Source organism: Pseudogulbenkiania sp. NH8B, from assembly GCF_000283535.1.
Lineage (GTDB): Bacteria > Pseudomonadota > Gammaproteobacteria > Burkholderiales > Chromobacteriaceae > Pseudogulbenkiania > Pseudogulbenkiania ferrooxidans.
In genome coordinates this window covers 2,601,467-2,623,455 of record NC_016002.1, presented here as the reverse complement: position 1 = coordinate 2,623,455, position 21,989 = coordinate 2,601,467, and the positions used below count along the sequence as shown (strand labels likewise).

General features: G+C 60.1%; 16 protein-coding genes. 1 reads left to right on the top strand and 15 read right to left on the bottom strand.

Translation table 11 applies throughout. The features are described from left to right. Nucleotides 1-11: 11 nt before the first annotated feature. From pcaG to NH8B_RS12005, 6 genes are all read right to left on the bottom strand, one after another. The gene (pcaG, locus tag NH8B_RS12030) at nt 12-641 is read right to left on the bottom strand and encodes a protocatechuate 3,4-dioxygenase subunit alpha (RefSeq protein ID WP_014087553.1); all 630 of its coding nucleotides are present in this window, start codon (nt 639-641) and stop codon (nt 12-14) included. Next, on the bottom strand, nt 638-1,378 hold the full coding sequence (gene pcaH, locus NH8B_RS12025) for a protocatechuate 3,4-dioxygenase subunit beta (RefSeq protein ID WP_014087552.1): 741 nt from the start codon (nt 1,376-1,378) through the stop codon (nt 638-640). Before pcaH ends, pcaG begins: the two co-directional genes overlap by 4 nt. 293 nt (nt 1,379-1,671) lie before the next feature. Beyond that, the gene (locus NH8B_RS12020) at nt 1,672-3,576 is read right to left on the bottom strand and encodes a putative bifunctional diguanylate cyclase/phosphodiesterase (RefSeq protein ID WP_014087551.1); all 1,905 of its coding nucleotides are present in this window, start codon (nt 3,574-3,576) and stop codon (nt 1,672-1,674) included. A 142-nt stretch (nt 3,577-3,718) separates the two neighbouring features. Beyond that, nucleotides 3,719-4,828 carry a hybrid-cluster NAD(P)-dependent oxidoreductase gene (locus tag NH8B_RS12015; protein WP_014087550.1) on the bottom strand — a complete coding sequence of 370 codons (1,110 nt, stop codon included), beginning with the start codon at nt 4,826-4,828 and terminating at the stop codon, nt 3,719-3,721. A gap of 22 nt (nt 4,829-4,850) precedes the next feature. Continuing rightward, on the bottom strand, nt 4,851-6,191 hold the full coding sequence (locus NH8B_RS12010; RefSeq protein ID WP_014087549.1) for an MmgE/PrpD family protein: 1,341 nt from the start codon (nt 6,189-6,191) through the stop codon (nt 4,851-4,853). Nucleotides 6,192-6,281: 90 nt separating this feature from the next. After that, entirely contained in the window at nt 6,282-7,493 is a 1,212-nt protein-coding gene (locus NH8B_RS12005) for an aromatic ring-hydroxylating oxygenase subunit alpha (protein ID WP_014087548.1), read from the bottom strand. 455 nt (nt 7,494-7,948) lie between these two features. On the opposite strand from NH8B_RS12005, the gene NH8B_RS12000 reads away from it, so the two are divergent. Next, nucleotides 7,949-8,605, top strand: coding sequence for a dimethylsulfoniopropionate lyase (locus NH8B_RS12000; protein ID WP_198408177.1), 657 nt, complete (start codon nt 7,949-7,951; stop codon nt 8,603-8,605). Between the two features lie 504 nt (nt 8,606-9,109). Here the strand turns inward: NH8B_RS12000 and NH8B_RS11995 are convergent. From NH8B_RS11995 to NH8B_RS11955, 9 genes are all read right to left on the bottom strand, one after another. Beyond that, complete coding sequence (locus NH8B_RS11995) at nt 9,110-11,128, bottom strand: methyl-accepting chemotaxis protein (RefSeq protein WP_014087546.1); 2,019 nt, start codon at nt 11,126-11,128, stop codon at nt 9,110-9,112. A 284-nt stretch (nt 11,129-11,412) separates the two neighbouring features. Further along, the gene (locus NH8B_RS11990; protein ID WP_014087545.1) at nt 11,413-12,342 is read right to left on the bottom strand and encodes a LysR substrate-binding domain-containing protein; all 930 of its coding nucleotides are present in this window, start codon (nt 12,340-12,342) and stop codon (nt 11,413-11,415) included. 82 nt (nt 12,343-12,424) lie between these two features. Then, a complete protein-coding gene (locus NH8B_RS11985) occupies nt 12,425-13,426 on the bottom strand; it encodes a LysR substrate-binding domain-containing protein (RefSeq protein WP_014087544.1) in 1,002 nt (333 codons plus the stop codon). 251 nt (nt 13,427-13,677) lie between these two features. After that, complete coding sequence (gene glyA, locus NH8B_RS11980; RefSeq protein ID WP_173387102.1) at nt 13,678-14,937, bottom strand: serine hydroxymethyltransferase; 1,260 nt, start codon at nt 14,935-14,937, stop codon at nt 13,678-13,680. 174 nt (nt 14,938-15,111) lie between these two features. After that, nucleotides 15,112-15,996: a glycine betaine ABC transporter substrate-binding protein gene (locus NH8B_RS11975; RefSeq protein WP_014087542.1), complete on the bottom strand. Its 885-nt coding sequence runs from the start codon at nt 15,994-15,996 to the stop codon at nt 15,112-15,114. Nucleotides 15,997-16,208: 212 nt separating this feature from the next. Next, complete coding sequence (locus NH8B_RS11970) at nt 16,209-17,078, bottom strand: ABC transporter permease (protein WP_014087541.1); 870 nt, start codon at nt 17,076-17,078, stop codon at nt 16,209-16,211. Then, nucleotides 17,075-18,352 carry a quaternary amine ABC transporter ATP-binding protein gene (locus NH8B_RS11965; RefSeq protein WP_014087540.1) on the bottom strand — a complete coding sequence of 426 codons (1,278 nt, stop codon included), beginning with the start codon at nt 18,350-18,352 and terminating at the stop codon, nt 17,075-17,077. The genes NH8B_RS11970 and NH8B_RS11965 overlap by 4 nt, the downstream gene beginning before the upstream one ends. A gap of 1,081 nt (nt 18,353-19,433) precedes the next feature. Beyond that, nucleotides 19,434-20,927 carry an aldehyde dehydrogenase gene (locus NH8B_RS11960; RefSeq protein WP_014087539.1) on the bottom strand — a complete coding sequence of 498 codons (1,494 nt, stop codon included), beginning with the start codon at nt 20,925-20,927 and terminating at the stop codon, nt 19,434-19,436. Between the two features lie 81 nt (nt 20,928-21,008). Then, on the bottom strand, nt 21,009-21,989 hold the full coding sequence (locus tag NH8B_RS11955) for a dihydrodipicolinate synthase family protein (RefSeq protein WP_198408176.1): 981 nt from the start codon (nt 21,987-21,989) through the stop codon (nt 21,009-21,011).

Below are 21,989 nucleotides of genomic sequence, written 5' to 3'. Positions count from 1 at the left end.
AGTAGGGAGGATCAGACGTCGAAGAACACCGTTTCGTTGTCGCCCTGGATGCGCACGTCGAAGCGGTACACCACTTCACCGTCGCGCTCTTCGCGCAGGGCGATCAGCGTCTTGCGGCGCACTTCCCATTCGATCAGGTTGAGCACCGGGTCCTTGGCGTTGGCTTCGGCTTCATCCGAGAAGTAGAGGCGGGTATTGAGGCCGATGTTGATGCCGCGCGCCACGATCCACAGGTTGATGTGCGGGGCCATGGTGCGGCCGTGGCGGCCCTCGACGGCGCCCGGCTTGATGGTCTCGAAGGTGTAGAGGCCGCTTTCGAAGTCGGAGCAGGCGCGGCCCCAGCCGCGGAAGCTGTCGTCGAGCGGCTTGTCCTGGGTGTCGGCCGGGTGGTTGTAGCGGCCGTCGGCGTTGGCCTGCCAGATTTCCAGCAGCACGTCGCGCAGCGGAGTGCTGGAACCGTCGATCACGCGGCCTTCGATGCGGATGCGCTCGCCGCGGGTGGCGGGGGTCGTCAGCACGTTGGAGAAGTTGTTCTCGAAGATGTCGAAACCGGCGGCGTGCGGCGCCAGGCCGATGTGCACGTACGGGCCGGCGGTCTGGGAGGCGGTTTCTTTCAGGTAGTTGAGCTGGTTGACCATCATTTCGCCCCCTGGATGCGGTTTTCAAACAACGTAGCACGACGGCCGCGCAGCACGATATCGAAACGGTACGCCATGCTGTCGAGCTGCACGAAGGCATTGCGGTCGAGCGGGGCGATCAGGGTGCGCACGGCTTCTTCGTCGTTGATCGAGCGCACGATCGGGCAGGTGGCGATCAGCGGGTCGCCCTCGAAATACATCTGGGTGATCAGGCGCTGGGCGAAGCCGTCGCCCGACAGCGAGAAGTGGATGTGCGCCGGGCGCCAGTCGTTGACGCGGTTGCGCCACGGGTACGGACCCGGCTTGATGGTGCGGAAGAAGTAGTAGCCGTTATCGTCGGTCAGCACGCGGCCGCAGCCGCCGAAGTTGGGGTCGATCGGCGCCAGGTACTGGTCCTTCTTGTGGCGGTAGCGGCCGCCGGCGTTGGCTTGCCACACTTCCACCAGGGAGTTCTTGACCGGGCGGCCGTTCTCGTCGCGCACGAAGCCATGCACGATGATGCGCTCGCCGATCGGCAGGCCGTCCTTGGCATAGTTCAGGATCAGGTCGTTGTCGAGCGGACCCAGTTCGTCCTGGCGGAACACCGGGCCGGTGATTTCCGACAGCGAGTTCTGCAGCGAAATCAGGGCGTTCTTGGGCGAACGCAGAATGCTGGTCTTGTAGTCGGGCGCGTAAGCGGGCGGGTGCACGCTGCGGTCGCGCTGGTAGAACTCGCCGTACTGATCGCTAGAGCGGTTCATGCATGTCTCCTTGGTAGGTGCCACTATCTTTGTGGTGGGCCAGGTACTGTGTGTTGCCTCACCCTGCTGCCTGGTGTTGCAAATGCTTGATGTGCAGCAAGGTCGGTAGGGAGAGTCTATGTAAGAAACAAGGTTATGGATAATGAGTTATTGGCGAATTATCCATAACATTTAATTATGGTTTTGTGGCGCGGCGGCGATGCGCTGCCATCACCGGCATGTCGACAGTGGCGTGCCGGATGGCATGCCATCCGGGTCTGGGGCGGCGAGTGGGGTGCGCGGGCGGGCCGGGGTCAGGCCGCGAGCGTGGTGTGCCAGGAGCTGTCGAACTGCTCCACCGGGATCGGCCGGCTGACGAAGTAGCCTTGGGCAATGTCGCAGCCCAGCGTCGCCAGCCGGTTCCAGATGTCGCGGTTTTCCACGCCTTCGGCCACCACGTGCAGTCCCAGGTTGTGCCCCAGGTCGATGGTCGAGCGTACGATCGTGTCCGACTCCTGGTCGGCGATCATGGCGCCGACGAACGACTGGTCGATCTTGATGGTGTCGGCCGGCAGCCGTTGCAGGTAGCTCAGGCTGGAATAGCCGGTGCCGAAGTCGTCCACCGCCAGTTGCACCCCGAGCGCCTTGAGCTGGTTGAGCGTGGCCAGCGCGCCGCCTGGGTCGTCCATCAGGGCGCTTTCGGTCAGTTCGAATTGCAGGTGGGCGGGGTCGATGCCCCAGGTGAGGAACAGGCCGCGGATGCGCTCGGCCAGGCGCGGGTCGAGCAGGTCGCGCGCCGACAGGTTGACCGCCAGCGGGGTGGGGCGCCCGGCCTGTTCCAGCGTGTAGATATGCCGGAAGGCCGCTTCCAGTATCCAATGGGTGAGCGAGGTGATCATGCCGGCCTGTTCCGCCAGCTTGATGAAGAGGTCGGGCTCGACCAGCCCGCGCTCGGGGTGCTGCCAGCGCACCAGCGCCTCGGCGCCGCACAGCTTGCCGGTGTCGAACTGGATCTTGGGCTGGCAGTAGAGGCGAAGCTCGTCATGCTCGATGGCATGGTGCAGTTCGGCGATCAGCGAGACGTGGCGGGTGCATTCCTTGTCGAGACTGCCGTTGAAGATGGTGTAGTTCACCGCCGAGTGCAGGGCCTGGCGCGACGCCATGGTGGCACGCCGCATCAGCGCGTCCGGCTCCTGGCCGTGCCCCGGAAACAGCGAGAGTCCGATACGCAGCCGCGCATCGACCTGGATGCCGGCCACGGAGAGCGGCTCGTCGAACTGGCGCAACAGTCGCAGCGCCTCCTGCGAGGTGCGCTCGGCGTCGGTGTTGGGCTGCAGGATGGCGAACTCGTTATCGCTCACGCGCCCGAGGAAATACCCCTGGTCGATCTGCGGCTGTAGCCGGGCGGCCACCTGCAGCAAGAGTTCGTTGGCCTGCTGGTAGCCCAGTACGTCGTTGATTTCCCGGAACTGGGTGACGCTGAGGATGCCCACGGCGAACGGGCGGAAGGGGGGGCTTGAAGAAGCAATCATGCGCCCGAGCTGTTCGAGAAACAGGGTACGGTTGGGCAGCCCGGTGAGCTGGTCGTAATACGCCATGCGGTGCATGGCCGCTTCGGCTTCCTGGTGGCGCACCCGGCTGCGCAGGGCGCTGATGCCGTAGGCGACGTCTTCGGCCAACTCACTGAGCACGCGCAGCTCTTCCTCGCCGAAAGCGTTGTACTCGCCGGCGACAATGCTCAGGTTGCCGCCGATCTCGCCGTCGATCACCAGCGGATAGGCGCTCGCCGCGGCGTAGCCGCGCCGTTTTTGTTCCTCGAACAGTATGGCCAGGGCGGGGTCGTTCAGGACGTCATGCCCGACTTGCGGCTGGCCGGTACGGATGGCGAGGCCGGACGGTGTGGTGCTCTGCTCGGACCAGGTCAGATCGAGCAGTTGCAGGAAGCCGTCTTCGACGCCGGCATGGGCCATCGGGCGGATGGTCTGGTGCTCGTCGTGCTCAATGTAGCCGATCCAGGCCATGCGGTAGCCGCCTTGCTCGACGATGGCGTTGCACATGTCCTGCAGCAAGGTTTGCTCGTCCGGCGCCCGCGCCAGCGCCCGGTTGCCCGCGCTCAGGGTGCGCAGCGCGCGGCACAGGCGGGCGTAGTCGGCCGGGGTGACGCAGGTGGCCCCGATCGCCCCGATCGCATCGTTTCCCGCAACCTTTGGTGTCGTCATGATCTTTGCCTCCAACCATACTTTTCAGTATAGGTGGTGTACGGATGGGGGCAGGGAGGCGGACCGGGCCTCGATCCGGGCGGGGCGGTCTACGGAGTGTTCGCGTCCGAATACGACCCCGCCCCAGATGGCTTACTCCGAATCAGTACTCCAGACTCACGTCCGATTTGGCCTTGGCACAGCAAGTGAGCACATAGCCTTCGGCGATTTCTTCGTCCGTGATGCCGCCGTTGTGATTCATCTCCGTCTCGCCCTCCAGCACCCTCACCCGGCAGGTGCCGCAGATGCCCATGCCGCAGGCTTTGGGGATGGTGAGACCGGCACTGGCCGCGGCCGCATGCAGGGTCGTACTGCTTGCCACCTGCACCGACTTGCCGGATTCCTTGAAGCTTACGCAATGAGTGTCCTGTGCGGTCTCTTCGTGCTTGTGGGCCTCGGCCGCATGCTCCTCGGCCCGGGCGATGTCGGCCTCCGGCGTCGCGCCGAAGGACTCCTCGTGGTAGCGCGACATATCGTAGCCGGCGTCCTGCAGCAGCTGGCGGACGGCGCGCATATACGGAGCCGGCCCGCAGCAGAACACCTCGCGCTCGAGAAAGTCGGGGGCGATCAATTGCAGCATCGCCCGGCTCAGGTAGCCGCGATAGCCGCTCCAGACCTGGCCGATCTCGGCCCGTTCGCAGATGAGGTGCAGCTTGAAGTTCTCGATGCGAGTGGACATGTAGTCCAGCTCGGACCGGTAGATGATGTCCCGCGGCGTGCGGGCGCTATGGACGAACACCATGTCCACTTCGGAGTTGGTGTCGAAGAACCACCGTGCCATCGACATCACCGGGGTGATCCCGACGCCGCCGGAGAGATACAGCACCTTCTGCGCCGGATAGTCGATGCAGTTGAACTGGCCGACCGGGCCATGCACCGGGAGCAAATCCCCTTCCTGGAGGTTGTCGTGCAGCCAGTTCGACACCACGCCGCCCGGCACTCGCTTCACCGTGATGGAAAAGCTGTAGGGAATCGACGGTGCGCTGGAAATGGTGTACGAACGCATCACCTGCTTGCCGTCGATCTCCAGTTCCAGGGTCACGAACTGGCCGGGCTTGAAGAAGAACAGCACCGGCTCCTGCATGCTGAAGCAGAACGTTCTGACGTCGTGGGTTTCCTGGATGACCTTGCGGCAGCGCACGAGGTGACGGCCATTGGCCCAGGTCTGGGTATTGACGGGGTTGAGGTATTCGGAGCTGGTCAGGCTGAGCATGGGAGTGGTTCCTTTAAGCAGTTTACTGCACGCCATTCAGGATGAGATCGAATAGGGGCGCACAGGTGGGGCTGTCGGCGAGCTCGGCCACCTGTTGTTCGATGGCTTGGCGGTGCGATGCCGTGAGACTGACGCCGGCCATCTGGTGAAACTTGTCGCGCAATTCCTCTGCAGGTATCGGCGTAGCAGGGTCGCCTTTGGCCGCGGTGGTATCGCTGCTGAGCTCGCGCCCGTCCTTGAGCCAGATGTGGACCCGAGACAGGATTTCTTCGGGAAAACGGCTCGACAGATCGTCCACCTCGACGATCTCGATGCGCTGGCTGAGGGCACGGATGTCGGCGGCGTGAATGGCGTCGCCCGTCACCTCCGCGGGGCCGACCTGCCCACGGCAGATCAGCGCCGCCAGCGGAAAGGCCAAGCCATACTGGGCTTCATCGGCGTTGGCCGGGGCATGGCCCTGAAGGCGCATCGACTCATGGAAGGTTTCGACACGAATCCGCTCGATGTTGTTGGCATCGACACCGGGGTTGTGCTGTCGTAATGCTGTCGCAGCGGTGAGCGCCGGCTGGGCCCAGCGGCATACCGGCCAAGGCTTGAAGTACTGGGCGTCGATCTCCCAGCGCTGCCCGAGATCGTGCCACTGGGCCGCCACGGCGGTCGACTCGATGGTCTCGGCCGGGGCGCCCGTCACTCCCGTCTTCGCAAGAAGCAATGCGTTGATGCCCGCGTACGCTCCCGCGCCGTGGGCGTCACGCAACATCGAGGGGTGATCGACCAACCGCATCATGGGGCAGCGTGGGCCGAAGTATTCGGCGATACCGAGCGCATGGCGGAAGGTGGGTTCATCCATGCCCAGCAGTCTGGCGCCACCGCAGACCACTCCGATGCCCGAGAATGCACCTGAGGCGTGATACTCCGGGGCCGTCGCCATCAAGGCTGCACCGGCACGCAGCGCCGTTTCGTAGGCGATGCACAGCGCGCTCAGGAACTCCTCGCCACTGATCTGATGTCCCTGCTGCCGATAGGCATCGGCCAGTGCCAGCAAAGCCGGTACCACGGTGGCGCCAGCATGCCCCTTGGAGGTGAAGTGGCCTTCGTGGGCATCCAGACTGTCGACGCAGAAGCCGCCAGCCCAGGCCGCCCCCAGCGGATGGACCTGGCGTCCGTCGAACAGCAGCCGGCTGGCGATCCTGGCCGATGGATAGTGTTCGCTGGCGTATTCGCGCAGCAACCGGCTGGTCTGGTTGTCCCGCGCTCCGGCTGCCACACCGAGGATGTCCAACAGGCAAGCCTGCAGGCACTGGCGGGTGGCAAGCGGGGCCTGCGAGAAGTGAAATTCCTGGATGAATGCGTATAGCGACATTTGAACGCTCACACCGGGCCACTTGGCCGGACACGAAGATTGGGGGAAGGCGCTGCCCGTGCTGCGGGCAGCGCTATTGCGTAGAAAGAATCAGCCGGCGAGTCCGCGCCGCATCGTCTCGCAATACCAGTCGTCGAACTGGCAAGGGCCGTTCTCCGCCACATCCGAGTAGCGTCCCGGCTCGTAAACCGGCGAGCTCACCCCGGCATGCGTCCCCTCGACGAGCCTGCGGTCCTGGTCATTGGTGGCCACCCATACGCGGGTCAGGTTATCGATGTCGTAGTCGATCCCCTCCTGCGCGTCCTTGCGAACCAGCCACTTGGTCGTCACGAGCGTCTCGCCCGGGCCAACGGGCAAGACCCGGAAACTCAAGGCGTGGTCACCCAGGAAGTGATTCCAGGTGGAGGGGTAGTTGAAATACAGCAGGGCTCCGATATTGTCGACGCCGCTCTGGTCCAGTCGGCCGGCTACGGCGGGTTTGCCGTTCATGGTGTAACTCACGGCATTGGATGCCAGCGGGATGCGGGTCATACGGTACTGGCCGCTTTCGGCCATCACCATGCGGCTAGGCAGTCCGGCCGTTTCACAGCGATCCCAGAAGGCTTCCAATTCAGGATCACTATCGTCCGCAACACCGGCCACAGAAAGGTTTTCGACGAAGGAATTCAGCAGCTCGGGGTGAGAGCCTTCGCAGTGGTAGCACTCGCGATTATTCTCGAATACCAGCTTCCAGTTACCCTTTTCGACGATGGTGGACTCAAACGCCACTTTGCAATCGGCAAGATTATGCGGGGCGATGAAGGGCGTCACGGCCTTGCGGAATGCGTCGAAATCAGGGGCGGTTTCGGCCACGCAGACGTAGATATACGTTTCCACCACGGCACAGTGTGCCTGCTTCAGCCCTTGCTGGAGAGGGTCGAAGTCGTTGCCCATGTTACCGGCAAACAGCAGTTTGCCGTCCAGACCAAAGGTCCACTTGTGGTAGGGACAGACCAGTTTGGCGGATTTGCCGCTTGCCCCCTGGCATACCTTTGAACCGCGATGGGGACAGACGTTGTGAAAAGCGCGCAATTCACCGTCGCCACCACGCACCAGCACAATCGGGTAATCCCCGATCTGCAGCGTCATGTATTGGCCGGGTTTTTCCAGTTCGAAGGTGTGCCCCGCAAAGATCCACTCTTTATGCCAGATCTGCGCCAGGTCATCACGATACACATCAGAATCGGTATACAGCTCGCGCGAGAGAACGTGACGCGGCTTGCGTTGCTGGATAAGGTCGAGTGTTTTGGTCGGGTTGCTCACTGCTAGTAACTCCTCTGGTTTGCTTTTGCTCTGATTGGGATTTTTCCATCGGCAGACTACTTGCCCTCCACATGAGCGAGAGTGCGTCGTCTGCAGGGATTTTTGTTTTCCCTCAGCAAGGATGCCAACTGCTTGGTTGCGGTTTCAGCCAGTCCGGATCTACCGCCATCGACCATGCATCCCTGACAAATCAAGTATTGGAGGAGTAAAAAAAAGCGTCAACGCGCTATATTTTCCCTTTCGCATTACCTGAGGTAATGCGAAGTCGGCACGCCTGATATCTGCCGCCACGTTATCGCCCTTGTCAGCAGAATTTGAGCAGAGCCCATAACTTGATGTAATACGACAGAGAAAATAAAGCCGCGGTGCCGAAAAGACGGACTTTCCAATTTCGCATACTATTGGAGATAACATGCCGCGGCTGATCGCAATACCAGCCTTGGGGAGAGGGGCATGTGTTATTGCTCGCTTTATTTCGCCTCATGCGGCAAGGTAATCTCGAACTCGGCCCGGAGCACAACATGACCACCCGTCCTGAAAACATACAAGCGTTTATCCAAATCGCCGACGCCCTTTTTCAATCGCAAAAACTCCCAGAAGCGGGACGTGCCGTCGCTGCCCAGGTGTTTGCACGGCTGCAAACCCCGTCAGATGACGAGGTAAGACACAACACACGGTATCCGGCATGCGAATGGCTGGATGCTGCGCTGGCCCCGATTATTGGAGACGACACCCCGTATGGTGCCGCCGCCCGGGCCATCAAGGCCCTCGAACCTGCGTTGGGGTGGACGCGCCGCACCTCGGGGGTAAATGGCAGTGACAACTACATCGATGGGCACGTGCACGGCATGATTTGCGGGCCGGGCGGCGCCGAGAGCCGTTACGGCGTGCAGCTCGGTTTTTCCATCATGGTGCCCAATGTGCGGTATCCGGACCATCACCATCCGCCGGAGGAAGGATACGTGTTGTTGACTGCCGGAGAGTTCCGCCAAAAGGGCGGGGAATGGTTCAACCCGGGGATCGGTGGCGGCATACACAACCCCCCTGGCAGTCTGCACGCGATGAGGTCTGGCCCCGTTCCCTTTCTCGCTATCTGGTGTCTGTTGACCTGACGCCTTGTTGGCGCGCCATGCTGACGAGCACTGTCGCGATAGAGCGTGCGCCTGCTTGGTATGTTGACCTGTCGGTGACGATCTATGCAGACTCAATTAGGGCGAGTGACGGCGGAGGTTTCGATTCTCAGGTAATCAAACTGCAAGTACGGACATCAATCTAGCATCACGATTCTAGATTTTTTCCCCGACGACCTTGGGTTTAACGTTCCTCCCGCTCTTGCATATGGCGGATGTGCCTCTACGCGCAAAGATAGCCATACCCGATATGCCCAACGTTTCAGGCGCATCGCCGAATACGATTATCCCCAATAAGGCGGTGGTTTCTCATCGCAATACCATATCAGATCATGGTATTGCACTTGCCCCTGGAAACCGCCCACTTATAAACCTGAAACGGGAGAAAACATGATTCATTCGCAACAATCAACCATTTACCCAATGGCATTGTCCCATCGGAACCCCATATCTGATTAATAAACCTAGCAAGCCCATAAGCTGTCGCTAGAGCTGGAACGTACTGATCTGGCGCGACAGCGCATCAGCCTGCCGCTGTAACGATTGGGCAAGCTGGTTGTTGGCTTCGGCGTGATGGGTATTCTCCTTGGCCATCTGGGCGATCATGTCGACATTGGCGGCCACCTGCTGGCTGGCGGTCTGCTGCTGGTTCATCGCCACCGATATCTCAGCGGTGGCCTGCTGGCTCGCTGCGCTCTGCACCCGAATGCTGGATAGGGTGCTGCTGGCGTTTTGAACGCTGGCTGAGCTCTGTTCCATGCCGGCTCGTGCTGCAGCCATGCCCTGGGCGGTGCGTTCGGTGTCGGTGCAGATGGTATCGACCAGGCGCCGGATGTCGTCGGTGGCGGTCGAGGTGCGTTCGGCCAACTTGCGTACTTCGTCGGCCACCACGGCGAAACCGCGCCCGGCCTCCCCCGCACGCGCCGCCTCGATCGCGGCGTTGAGCGCCAAGAGATTGGTTTGATCGGCAATCTCGCGGATCACCTGGACGATCCGGCCGATCTGGTTCGAATTCCCCTTCATAAACTCGACTTCGGTGCTGAGCCGGCCAATCTGTTCCGATAGCTGCCGGATGTCGAGCAGCGTGGTCTGCATGTTTTCTTCGCCGGCACTGGCCTCGCGTGCGGTGGCAAGCACGCGTTCGGCACTGAGTTTGGCCTGTGCGTTGGCATGCGCGATGCTGACCGTCACTTGTTGTACCGCCGCAGCCATAGCGGCGGTCGATTCGGCCTGCCGACGCGAGGCATCGGACACCTCGCCGGCGTTACCAGTCAGTCGTTGCGACGTGTCTGCCACATCGGACACCGTGTGCCTGATTTCGCGCACCAGTGTCGACAGCGACTCGGCCATGTGGTTGAAGCTGTTGGCGATCTGCGCCAGTTCGTCCCGGCTATCGAGTTCGACGCGCGAGGACAGCGCACCACCGGCCAGTCGCTGCGCCTCGTCCTTCAGTTTGATCACCGTGTGGCGAATCGACAGCATCGTGCCAATGAACAGATAGGCGCCGATCATCACCAGCAGCAGCGCGCTGCCGACCACGGTCAGGCGTAGCGTGGAAAGATGCCGGATGCGCGCCTCGACTCGCTGGCCGAACTCGGTGAGGAGCTGATTGCTAAAGCCATGCAAGGCAGTATTGGTATGGTTCAGGCGCTTCAGGTGTTCTGCCGGCTCCGCCAGGATCAGTACCGCTTCGACATAGCTCTTGTTCAGATATTTGGCGGTATCGCTCAGCACGGCTGCGGCCTGCTGGCTTTGCCGGGCAAGCTGATCATGGCTCGGATCGTCCTTGCCGATCCCGTGGTCGATCTTGTTGACGCTTTGCTCGGCTGCCTGCGAGAGAAAGCTGGCAAATGCACCGAGGCGGCTGCGCTCCGGCTGCTCGATGGTGTTTCGGCTCGCGATCAGCGCCCCCAGCCCGCGCGCCTGCCCGGCGTTCTCGCTGGCGGGCAACAGCGTGGTAAAGAACAGATCCTGTAGCGTGCGGGTGTCATTGTCCGGGTCGAGCGACATGCCGGACCGGGAGGCAAGGTTGTACAGCCACTTGAGTTCCTGTTGTACCAGTGCGGTGTGGCGAGCGAAGTTGTCCTCCGGTTTGAGTTGCTGCCCACCGGCAAGTTGAGCGGTGAGGGCGGTGCGTAATGTGGCCCAGCTCGGTTTCATGTCGAGCGGGTCGTCGGCGAGTGCCTGATCAACCTTGCCGATGGCCTTGTTCAACTGGCTCGCCGTTTGCTGAAGCGCGCCCGCGAATTCGGTCTTGCCTGCCAGTACCAGCGAACTCAAGTCACGGTGCCGCTGCGTGGCATCGAGCAGGTCGAAACCGGCCACGGCCAACGTTTGCCCGGCCAGTTCCCCCTCGCTATTGCTGATCTGGGTACGGTAGGTACGGTCAAGCATGAACAGCATGTAGATGGTGGGCAATATCAGCACGACGGCGATCAACAAGAACTTGGCGGACAGCCTGAGGCGGCCCATCAGGTGTGCAACCGGGGCGAACAACACATTCATGGCGTGGTATCTCCATCTCGATGGGGGAGGTCACTTCGACCTGGCCCGGATATGTCCTAAAGAAGGGGGGAGGGCGGCAGAGCCTAAGCAGCATGAATCGGGTTGCTACGCCCATGCTGCGAGGATCCTGCACAGCGAAATTACCCCCGTGAAGCCATACAACTATCCATTAATATTCCATTGTCATTATAGAAAGATGCATAAACTTCCCCTCGCATTACCTTGGGTAATGCAAAGTAAACTCGTACAAGCGATGCTTTGGGGAGGTCAGCGGGCGATGTGCATCAGCTCGCCACCACGTCCTCACGCAGCCACTCGATCAAGCCCTCGATCGTCGGCGTCATGGTGTGGCCATGCGGGACAACCATGTAATACGCATCACTGACCTTGACGGAGGCTGTCGTCAGCCGGACAAGCTCGCCCGTGGCCAGCAAATCATGAACCAGGCGCCCCCAACCCAAGGCGACGCCTTGTCCATCGCGCGCGGCCTGGATGGCGTCGGTATACATGCTGCAACGGAACGCGTAGTGCAAATGCGGCACACCAAAGCCAACCGCATTGAACCATTCGCTCCATCCCATCCAGCCTTCCGAGGTCGAGTCGGACTCGATGAGCGCCGTTCCGGCAAGCTCGGCAAGCGAATCAGGTGCCATGTTCGCCTCCAGCCACCATGGAGAGCAAACAGGAAACACCTCTTCATCGAACAGCAAGGTCGCAGTACCGTCTTTCCATTTTCCATTTCCAAAACGGATGGCGACATCGATGTCCTTGTGCAGCAGGTCAGCCGTAAACATCTGTGTCGTCAGCCGTAACTGCACCTGCGGCAGAGACCGCTTGAGCGCGGCGAGTCTGGGGAGAAGACGGAATCGCGAGAAAGCGGCAGTCGCGGCCAACACCAGTTCCTGTTGCGCTGTGCTGCTCGATAGCCGGTCGAACACGCCGGCAATCTTCTGCATCGATTCGGAGACGACGAGATACAAGGCCTCGCCCTCAGGGGTCAGCTTGATGGCGCGGTGCAAACGGTGAAAAAGCCGGACACCGAGTGTCTCCTCCAGAAACCGTACCTGCCGGCTGACCGCAGCCTGGGTGACCCCGAGCTCGTGCGCCGCAACGGTAAAGCTGCTTAGCCGTGCGACAGCTTCAAATTCGACCAGAGCAGTCATGGACGGGATCAGCCGCCGGTAGCCTTTCGTCCCTCCCGTCGTCACTTTCATGTTGCAGTCTGCTCATGCGTCATCGTTCGAGGATTCGCCAAATTCTTTATCAAGGAAATTGTGGGTCTTAGGTCGGCAAACACTATTTGAGCGTTGCCGCTTCAACGCCACGCCATTCGTGCATCATCGCGCCTACCTCCTCGGCAAGCCATTGGCGAAACTGCAGATATTCGGGTCGAAGCTTTGCGTTCTTGTGCGTGATCAGATAGTGGTGACGGTCATGGAACACGAGCGCATCCTGTACCGGTCGAATCAATCGCCCTTGCTCCACTTGGCGATGAACCAGGTGGTGCCAACCAAGCAGGGTGCCCTCGCCAGCTTCTGCCTGGGAAACGAGGAGCCGATAGTCGTTACTTTCCAGGTAATCATCTTGAGTGACCCTGTCGGTGTCATCGCCTTTCTGAAACCAGTTCCGCCATACCCGCCAATCGACATGCTCGCAAACCTGGGCTCTCCCCAGCAAAGAGAGGTGCAAGGTCGGGCGCGACAGCAGATCCAACGGCTTCAGCTTCTTGTTTTGGAAGTGATGCTCATAGAACGACTGGCTGCAGACCGGGTACACAATGTCATGAAAAAGGGGCTCGACTTCATACTCCGGCTCACGTGGTGGATTCTTGGTGATGATGATGTCGGGCTCCATGAGCTCGTCCATCTCCATAAAGTGCTCCGTCACGATCACGTGCAACCTCATCTGCGGGAATCGCTTCCGGAACGCCGGCAACCTGGACGACAGCCACAACGCAGAGAACGTGTGCGAGACGCAAATGGTAAAGGCATGCTTGTCGGAGCGTCTTACCGCCTCGGCGGCCTCGGCGATATTCATAATCGAGAGGTAGGACGCGTTGTAGAGAATGCGCCCCGCGTCGGTTAGTGCAATGTGCCGCCCCGTGCGTTCAAACAGGGCAACATCGAGCGAATCCTCAAGCTCCTTGATTTGCCTGCTGATGGCCGCCTGCGTCACGCATAGCACTTCTGCCGCCTGGGTAAAGCTCTCGTATCGCGCCGCAGTGACAAAGCATCTCAGTGCCCGCAACGACGGCATCTGCGCCAGGAGCCTGTCGGTAAATAACTGCTTCTTCTGCATGGTTGCCCTTTAAGCACGTCTTCGTGTGTCAGATCGCTTTGATTATGGCACCTTTATTGCCAGAGCCAGTGGCAGCCCGTGCAGGGCGACCCGAACCGCTTCTTCGACGTCGGCGTATTCGATGATGCAGAGGACTGGGCCGAAAACTTGGCGGTTTAAAAAGACAAACGTTTCCCCTCCCGCATCGCCAAGAGGAACAACAGCGGCAGATGCTCGCTGGCTCTTGCTGGCCGTGTTCTGTGGACGGGGGGTTAAATGTGTATTTCCGAATGCGGATAGATAGGGAACTGGCCGCACAAGTCCCTTACCTGGCTTCGCACGGCACGTTCGATATGATCGTCACCGGAAGGATCGCGCTCAAGTCCCGACAGCACTTCCAGAACCATCTCGCCGATCTCTTCAAACTGTGCCGTGCCGAAGCCACGGCTTGTGCCGGCGGGCGTTCCAAGCCGGATTCCGGAGGTCACGGTCGGATTTTCCGTATCGAAGGGGATGCCGTTCTTGTTGCAGGTGATACCGGCACGCTCCAACGCCTTTTCGGCCTGCGTGCCGGTGAGGCGCTTTGCACGCAGATCGACCAGTAACAGGTGGTTGTCGGTCCCGTCGGTGACCAGGTTCAGGCCTCCCGACTTCAGGACATTGCCGAGTGCCTGGGCATTGCGCAGCACCCGGTCGATATAGGTCGTGAATTCCGAGCGCAGCGCTTCGCCAAAGGCGACGGCCTTGCCCGCGATGACATGCAGGAGCGGGCCACCCTGCAAGCCAGGGAACACCGCCGAATTGATCTTCTTGGCGATGTCGCCGTTATTGGTGAGGATAAAACCGCCTCGCGGTCCACGAAGCGTCTTGTGTGTCGTGGACGTGACCACATCGGCAAAATGCACCGGGTTTGGGTGCCGGCCGGCCGCCACGATACCGGCGATATGTGCCATATCCACCATCAGCATGGCGCCAACGCTGTCGGCGATCTCGCGGAACCTGGCAAAATCGAGCGCGCGCGGATAGGCGGAATAGCCGGCAATGATCAGCTTGGGACGATGCTCCTCGGCCAAGCGCCGGACCTGGTCATAGTCGATACGGAACGTATCCGGGCTGACACCGTACTGGACAGCGTTGAACCACTTGCCGGAGAGAGCGGGGCGCGCACCATGGGTGAGATGGCCACCGGCATCCAGCGACATCCCCATGACGGTGTCGCCCGGTTGAAGAAGCGCAAGCATCACCGCTCCATTGGCTTGCGCTCCGGAATGAGGCTGAACGTTTGCATACTCGGCGTCGAACAGCGCTTTCACGCGGTCGATCGCCAATGCCTCCACCCGGTCCACGTGTTCGCAGCCACCGTAATAGCGCTTCGACGGGTATCCCTCTGCGTACTTGTTGGTCAGCACGGTGCCTTGTGCCTCCATGACTGCTGCCGATACGAGGTTTTCCGAAGCAATCAATTCGATCTGGGTTTGCTGGCGACGCAATTCCAGCGCGATCTCCGATGCGATAACGGGGTCACGGCTCATGAGTGGTTCGGAAAAAAAACGCGCGTTCTCGTTCACGGGGAGGCTCCGAAAGTCATCGTTCAAAGCAGGCCATCCAGGACTGCGAAAATCATCGATTCGAGTTACTGGCCATTGAAGCGTTGTGCATGCCCGGCTCTCCGCGACCATCGCCGTCGCGGAGAGCCGGAACTCAACTTATTGCTGCAGCCAGGCTTTCACTTTTTCCGGATGGGCATCGACGAACTTCTTCGCAGCGGCTGCGTAGTCGTTCGTGTTGTTACCCTCGAATTCGATGGCTTCGACGTCCGCCAGGGTCAGCTTGAAATTCTTCATGAAGACATGAGCGCGCGGGAACTTGGAGGCAAACTTCTTCGAGGCAAAGGCGTGAATCTGCTCCTCGCCACCCAGCGTGCCCTTGGGGTCCTTGAGGTAGCGCATCTGGTACTTTTGGAAGAGCCAATGCGGGCTCCAGACCGTGGCGACAATCCACTGCTTCGACTGATACGCGCGCGATACCCCGGCCAGCATCCCGGCTTCACTGGACGACTGCAGGTTGTAGCCAGACAGGTTGTAAGACTTGAGCGTCTTCTCCGAGGCCTGCATCAGGCCACCGCCCGGTTCGATACCCTGGACGATGCCGTTCAGCTTGCTCTTGACCTCGGGCTTGTTGAGGTCCGCAATGGACGACAGTTCGGACTCGGGAATGTAGGTCGGGACAGCCCAGCCATTCTTGCCGCCGGTGTAGATAATGCCGGCGTCTTCCATGTCGTTTTTGTACTTCGCGTAGTAGGTCGCATGGGTTACCGGCAGCCAGCCACCCACCATGATGTCCAGATCGCCGCGGGCGACACCTTGATACTGGATGCCGATAGCGGCCTGTACGAACTGCACCGGCTGATTGAGCTTGGTCTCCAGCACGTACTTGGTGACGTTGGCTACAGCCAGCACATCCGCCCAGTTGGTTACGGCCATCTTCACCGGTTCAGCAGCAGACGCAACGGGGGCCGCGCCAACACCCAAAGCCACAACCATCGGCACTGCCAGCTTCCCCAGAAGCGATTTAAGCAATTTGTTTTCCACGTGGTTCTCCTTTGTGACTACATGAAGTATTTAAAATGTCACGGCCCTCTATTATTTGCCGTGCATTGCTCCAAACACCGTACTACCTCTGGCGATAGAGACAGCCGCATAAGTTCTGCTCAATCGCCAGTCCAACTCCCTTTGTATCGTCACATGCCGAGACGACTGTTCCTGGGTTCAATCACCTGCAAGTCGGGCTACGTCTTACCGCTTTAGCCAGCCTTGGCCGTGCGGGCGAGCGGCTTTGCTTTTTTGGCTTTTTTTGCCTTCACCCCAAAACTCTCGGTCAGCCGGTCAAGCACAATGGCTAGCAGTACAACGCCCAGGCCACCTTCAAAGCCGATGCCAATATCCAGACGCTGAATACCGCTCAGGACGTATTCACCGAGGCCACCGGCGCCAATCATCGATGCCACTACCACCATCGAGAGCGCCATCATGATGGTCTGGTTGACACCGGCCATGATCGACGGCAAGGCGTTCGGCAACTGGATTTTCCAAAGCAGCTGCGCATCCGTGCTGCCAAACGAGCGCCCGGCTTCCAACAGCTCCTCGCGTACCTGCCGAATGCCCAAGGTCGTAAGACGCACAACCGGCGGCATGGCAAAGACGATGGTTGCAATCACGGCGGGCACCCGGCCCAGCCCGAAGAGGATGACAGCCGGAATCAGATAGACGAACGCTGGCATCGTTTGCATGAAGTCGAGCAAGGAACGCAGAACCACTCCCACGCGGTTGCTTCGTGCGCCCCAGATGCCAAGAGGCACCCCCACCACCAGGCTGAAGAAGGTTGCCGCAATAACGAGAGCCAAGGTGGACACCGTTTGAGTCCACAGCCCCATGTATTGGATCGCCTCAAGCGCGATACCCACGAAGATCGCAAACACCACGCCCCGTCGCCAAAGCGCAACGGCGACAAGAAAAACAAGCATGGCGATGAATGGAACAGCGGCGAGTCCCTTCTCGAGCAACTCGACTACCGCTCCCAGCCCAGAGGAGAACGCATCAAAACCGCCTCTGAAATGCTGGAACAGGTAATCGACAGTGCCTTCTGCAAACTTTCCAATGATTGACGAGTTCATACGCCACCCCTCCGTTCCATAACCTCTTTGAGTATCGTCCTGCAAGACACCACGCCAACGAGCTTCCCGGCCGCATCGGTAACGGGGACATCGTGTTCCTGGTTCAGGGCAATGTCCGCCAGCTGGTGCAAGTCGGTGTCGAGCGAGACCGCCTTGACATCACGAAGCAACGCCTCCCGGATGGGGGCACTACCCGATTTGTGCAGGGATGCCGGGGTGACACAGCCTTGATAACGCCCGGATTCGTCGCTGACATAGCCACATTCCGCGCCGCTATCGATAAGCTGATTAAGGTATCGGTCCGACGGGGTGCCGACGTCGCAGGAAATCAGCCCACGGTCGACCGTGGTCATCATGCTGGAGGCCTTGAGGAAGCGGGAAATATCGACATTACGGAAGAAGTCACGCACGTAATCGTCTGCCGGCGACTGGATCAATTCAGCAGGGGTGCCGACCTGGATCAGGCAGCCATCCTTCATGATGCCGATTCGGCCGCCGATCTTGATGGCCTCTTCGATATCGTGCGAAATGAAGACGATGGTGCGCTGTTCTTCCTTCTGCAGGCGCAGCAGTTCGTTCTGCATTTCGGAGCGGATCAACGGGTCCAGAGCCGAGAATGCTTCGTCCATCAGCAGAACCGCCGGGTTTACCGCCAGGGCACGGGCCAGGCCAACGCGCTGCTGCATACCGCCCGACAGTTCGCTCGGGAAAAGCTTTTCGTAGGAGCCCAGCCCGACTCGAGTCAGCGCGGAGCGAGCGATGTCATACCGTTCTGCTTTGTTCAGACCGGCGACTTCCAATCCATACGCGATGTTGTCGATCACCGTCCGATTGGGCAAAAGCGCGAACGACTGGAACACCATCGCCATCTTCTTGCGGCGAACCTCACGCAATTCAACCGTGGACATGGGCGCAATATCGCGACCTTCGAGAATGACTTTGCCGGACGTAGGCTCAATCAAGCGGTTGAGCAGACGAACGAGTGTCGACTTACCGGAGCCGGACAGACCCATGATGACGAAAATCTCGCCGGCTCTGACGTTAAGGCTCACGTCGTGTACTGCTACCATGTTGCCGGTACGGTCGAACACTTCGTTCCGGCCAAGGCCTTGTTTCAACAGCTCTGCCGCACGTTCCGGTTTCGGACCGAAGATTTTCGACAGGTTTTTGACCGTAAGAATATCGGCTCCAGGAGCCGCGCCAGACGGAACAGCCCGCGCTATTGTTCCCGGGTGTACCGCTTTCTCCATTGCAGATGCCAGGTTTTGGGTCATTGCTGTTATCCCAATTTTCATGTTCAAGAATTTGAAGCACATGACACGTCTCACCCTCTGTACGAAACCCATGCTCGGTGTTCTTGTTCGCGGGCCAGCGCCAATCCAGCTGGCCCGCACCGCACCAGTGGTTGGGCACGCGAGTCGAAAGCAAACAATGCAAGTAACACGAGCCGTACGCCATTCGCCGCACGATGCTCAAAGGCTCCTGCCATCGGTGTGTAATGCTTGACTACAGCGTAGCAAGACTATCAGCAGCACCCACTTACATTTCCTGCACCCTTTCGCATACTTTTGGTAATGCATGGCAGCTAGCCGGTGTTTGCCTGGATGGTGGAGAAAGGAATGGAGCCTCTTTAAAACCAGTATTGGGGGGTGCCTGAGAGCGGCCAATAACCGTTTTGGGCGTCCGGATCATTCGTTGGCAGCAGGTGAAGTAATGCATCTGGCTGCACGTATTATTGAAAAGTATTGAAGAGAAATTCGAAGACGGACGGATACTGCGCATTATGCTTGGGGAAGGGCGCCCATTTTACTCGGAGCTTCAAGACAGAGTTTGGTGTAGCTCGTTCCGAAATGAAAAACACAGACGGTTTCTGGCCCTGGTGTGGCCATTATTCTTCACCGCCCAATTGACTGCTTTGGCCGGACAGTGAGCATTTCCTGGTCTCACCTGAACGGCTGAGGCTATTTGATGGTTTCCGCTTCGACACTTGCCAATCGCGCATCATCGCGTCGGCAGCGTTGGCATGGGGCGGATTCTTGGTGATGATTCCAGCTCCATGAGATGCGCCGTCACGATCGCGTGCAACCTCATTCCGGGAGTTTCTGCCGGAACGACGGCAACCTGAATGACAGCCACAGCGCAGAGCCGGTGTGGGCGACACAGATGGTAAAGGCATGCGTGTCGGAGCGCCTTATCGCCTCGGCTACGTTCATGATCGGGAGGTCGGAGGCGTTATAGAGAGTGCGCCCTGCGTCGGTCCGCGCAATGTGCCGACAACAACAGCCTTCCCCGCAGGCGGAGGAGGCTATCCGGCATCCAGGATGGCCCGACCTCGACGGGCCGGGCCATCAGACGTCAATCCAGCTTCAGCCAGGTCGTCTTCAGCTCACAATACTGGTCGTGTGCGTAGACGGATTTGTCCCGGCCGCCGAAGCCCGACTGCTTGAAGCCACCGAACGGCGTGGACAGGTCACCCTCGCCGAAGCAGTTCACCGTCACCGTACCCGCCCGGATCCGGGCAGCTACCTTGTGGGCGTTGTTGACGTTGTCGGTCCACAGCGACGCTGCCAGCCCGTAGCAGGTGTCGTTGGCGATCCGGATCGCTTCCTCGACATCGGTGTATTCGATGACGCTGAGGACGGGACCGAATACTTCTTCAACCGCGATGCTCATCTGCGGCGTCACGTTATCGAAAATGGTGGGCTCGACAAACCAGCCACCGGTCTCGACGAGTACGGCGTTGCCGCCGCACACCAGGTGCGCGCCTTCCGCCTTCGCCTGCTCGATGTGACCGAGTACTTTTTCGTAGTGGCGCTGCTCGATCAGCGCGCCGACCTTCACCTCCGGATCGAGCGGGTCACCAAGCTTCCAACCTTCCAGCACGGCCAGCATCTTCTCCAGCAACGCGGCCTTCATGCTGGAAGGAACCAGCATGCGAGACCCCGAGCTGCAGTTTTCGCCCATGTTCCAGAACGCAGCAGCCACGGCTTGCTCCGCGACGGTATCCAGGTTGGCGACATCGGGCAGAATGATTTGCGGGTTTTTGCCGCCGCACTCCAGCACCACACGCTTGAGGTTGGTGTCTGCCGAGTAGTGCAGGAAACGCTTGCCCGTTTCGGTCGAACCGGTAAATGCAATCAGGTCGACATCGGGATGGTATCCCAGCCCCTGACCCACGACTTGACCGGATCCGGTGACGACACTGAATACACCTGCCGGTACACCCGCTTCCAGCGCCAGGTCGGCAATGCGCAGCGTGGACAGCGACGTTTGCGCAGCAGGCTTCACAATGACACTGTTGCCGACCGACAGGATCGGGCCGATTTTCCAGGCCAGCATCAGCGCCGGGAAGTTCCAGGGCAGGACGGCGCCCACGACCCCGATCGGCTCGCGAGTGATCATGCTCACTACGTTCGAGCCCGACGGCGACAGGGCGTCATAGCGCTTGTCGGTGACTTCCGCATGCCAACGGATGCAGGCAGCGGCCTCCGGAATGTCGAGCGCGAGGCACTCACCGATGGGCTTGCCGGCATCGAGCGTCTCGAGCAGAGACAACTCCTCGGCATGCTCCTCGATCAACTGCGCCAGGCGCGATAGAACGGCTTTACGATGTGCCGGGGCGGCTTTCGACCACACGCCCGACTCGAACGCCTCCCGCGCGGCGACGACAGCGCGTTCAAGATCCGAGGCATCACACAGGGCGACTTCGGCAAGCACCTTTCCCGTTGCGGGATTCAGTGTGTTAAACGTTTCGTTCGACGCCGCCGTGCAGCGCTGCCCGGCGATAAACGCTCTCCCGTCGATGGACAGGGATTCTGCTCTTTGCTTCCATTCCTGATGGGTTGTCATGCTCTATTCCTCACAAAATTACACGGGCAGCAAACCATGCGGCCATCTGCCTGCACTTAACATCTCGTCCGAAGGCTCTTTTCACCCCGCGATGATCGCGGCGACCTCGCGCTTGAGCTCGGTAACGATGGCTTGCAACCCCTGTTTTTCGCTTTCGTCGAGCCCTTGCAGCGGTGCTCGCACGCCGCCCGAGCGCAGCCCCGCCAGCTCGCAGCCGAACTTGATGGACTGCACGAATTTCCCGCCTTCCAGGAAGTCCATCAGCGGCAGCATCGCGGCCATGATGCGGCGGCCCTTGTCGAAGTTTCCTTCAATGACGCAGGCTTCATAGAGCGCAATGTGCTCGCGCGGGATGAAGTTCGAGCCCGCGCACACCCAGCTGTGGGCGCCCCAGGCGAAGAATTCCAGCGCCTGGTCGTCCCAGCCGCAGGAAATATCGATATTCGTGAACTCGCGCGCGAGCATGTGCAGCTGGGAAGCCTGGCCCGAGCTTTCCTTGATGGCGACAAAATTCTTGGACGCTGCCGTAACGGTGCGGAAGAACTCGCGGCCCATCGAGACGCCCATGCGGCCCGGGTAGTTGTAGAGCATGATGGGCAGATCCGCCGCCTTGTCGATGGCCAGGGCGTGGGCGGCGTTCTCCTGCTCGGTGGGGAGTGCGTAAGGCGGGGAGCCGACCAGGATGGCATCGGCCTTGATGGCCTTGGCGGCCTTGGCGTACTCGACCGAATCCTCGGTGCGTACCGCGCCGGTCCCGACGATCAGCGGGACGCGGGTGCCGATCACGTCTTTGGCCAGCGCCGCCAGATCAAAGCGTTCCTGTGCTGTATGCGCGTAGTACTCACCGGTCGATCCACCGATGATAATGCCGTGAACCTTGGCTTCGATCAGGTATTCCAGGACTTCGGCAAACGCCGCTTTGTCAATTTGTCCCTCGGACGTCAAGGGGGTAATCGCCGGGGTGTAGATGCCTTCAAACTTCATAATCGTTTCTCCATCGATAAGGAAATCGGGTTTCCAATGAAAAGGCGGCCGCCTCTTGGCGGGCGGCAGCGTACACAT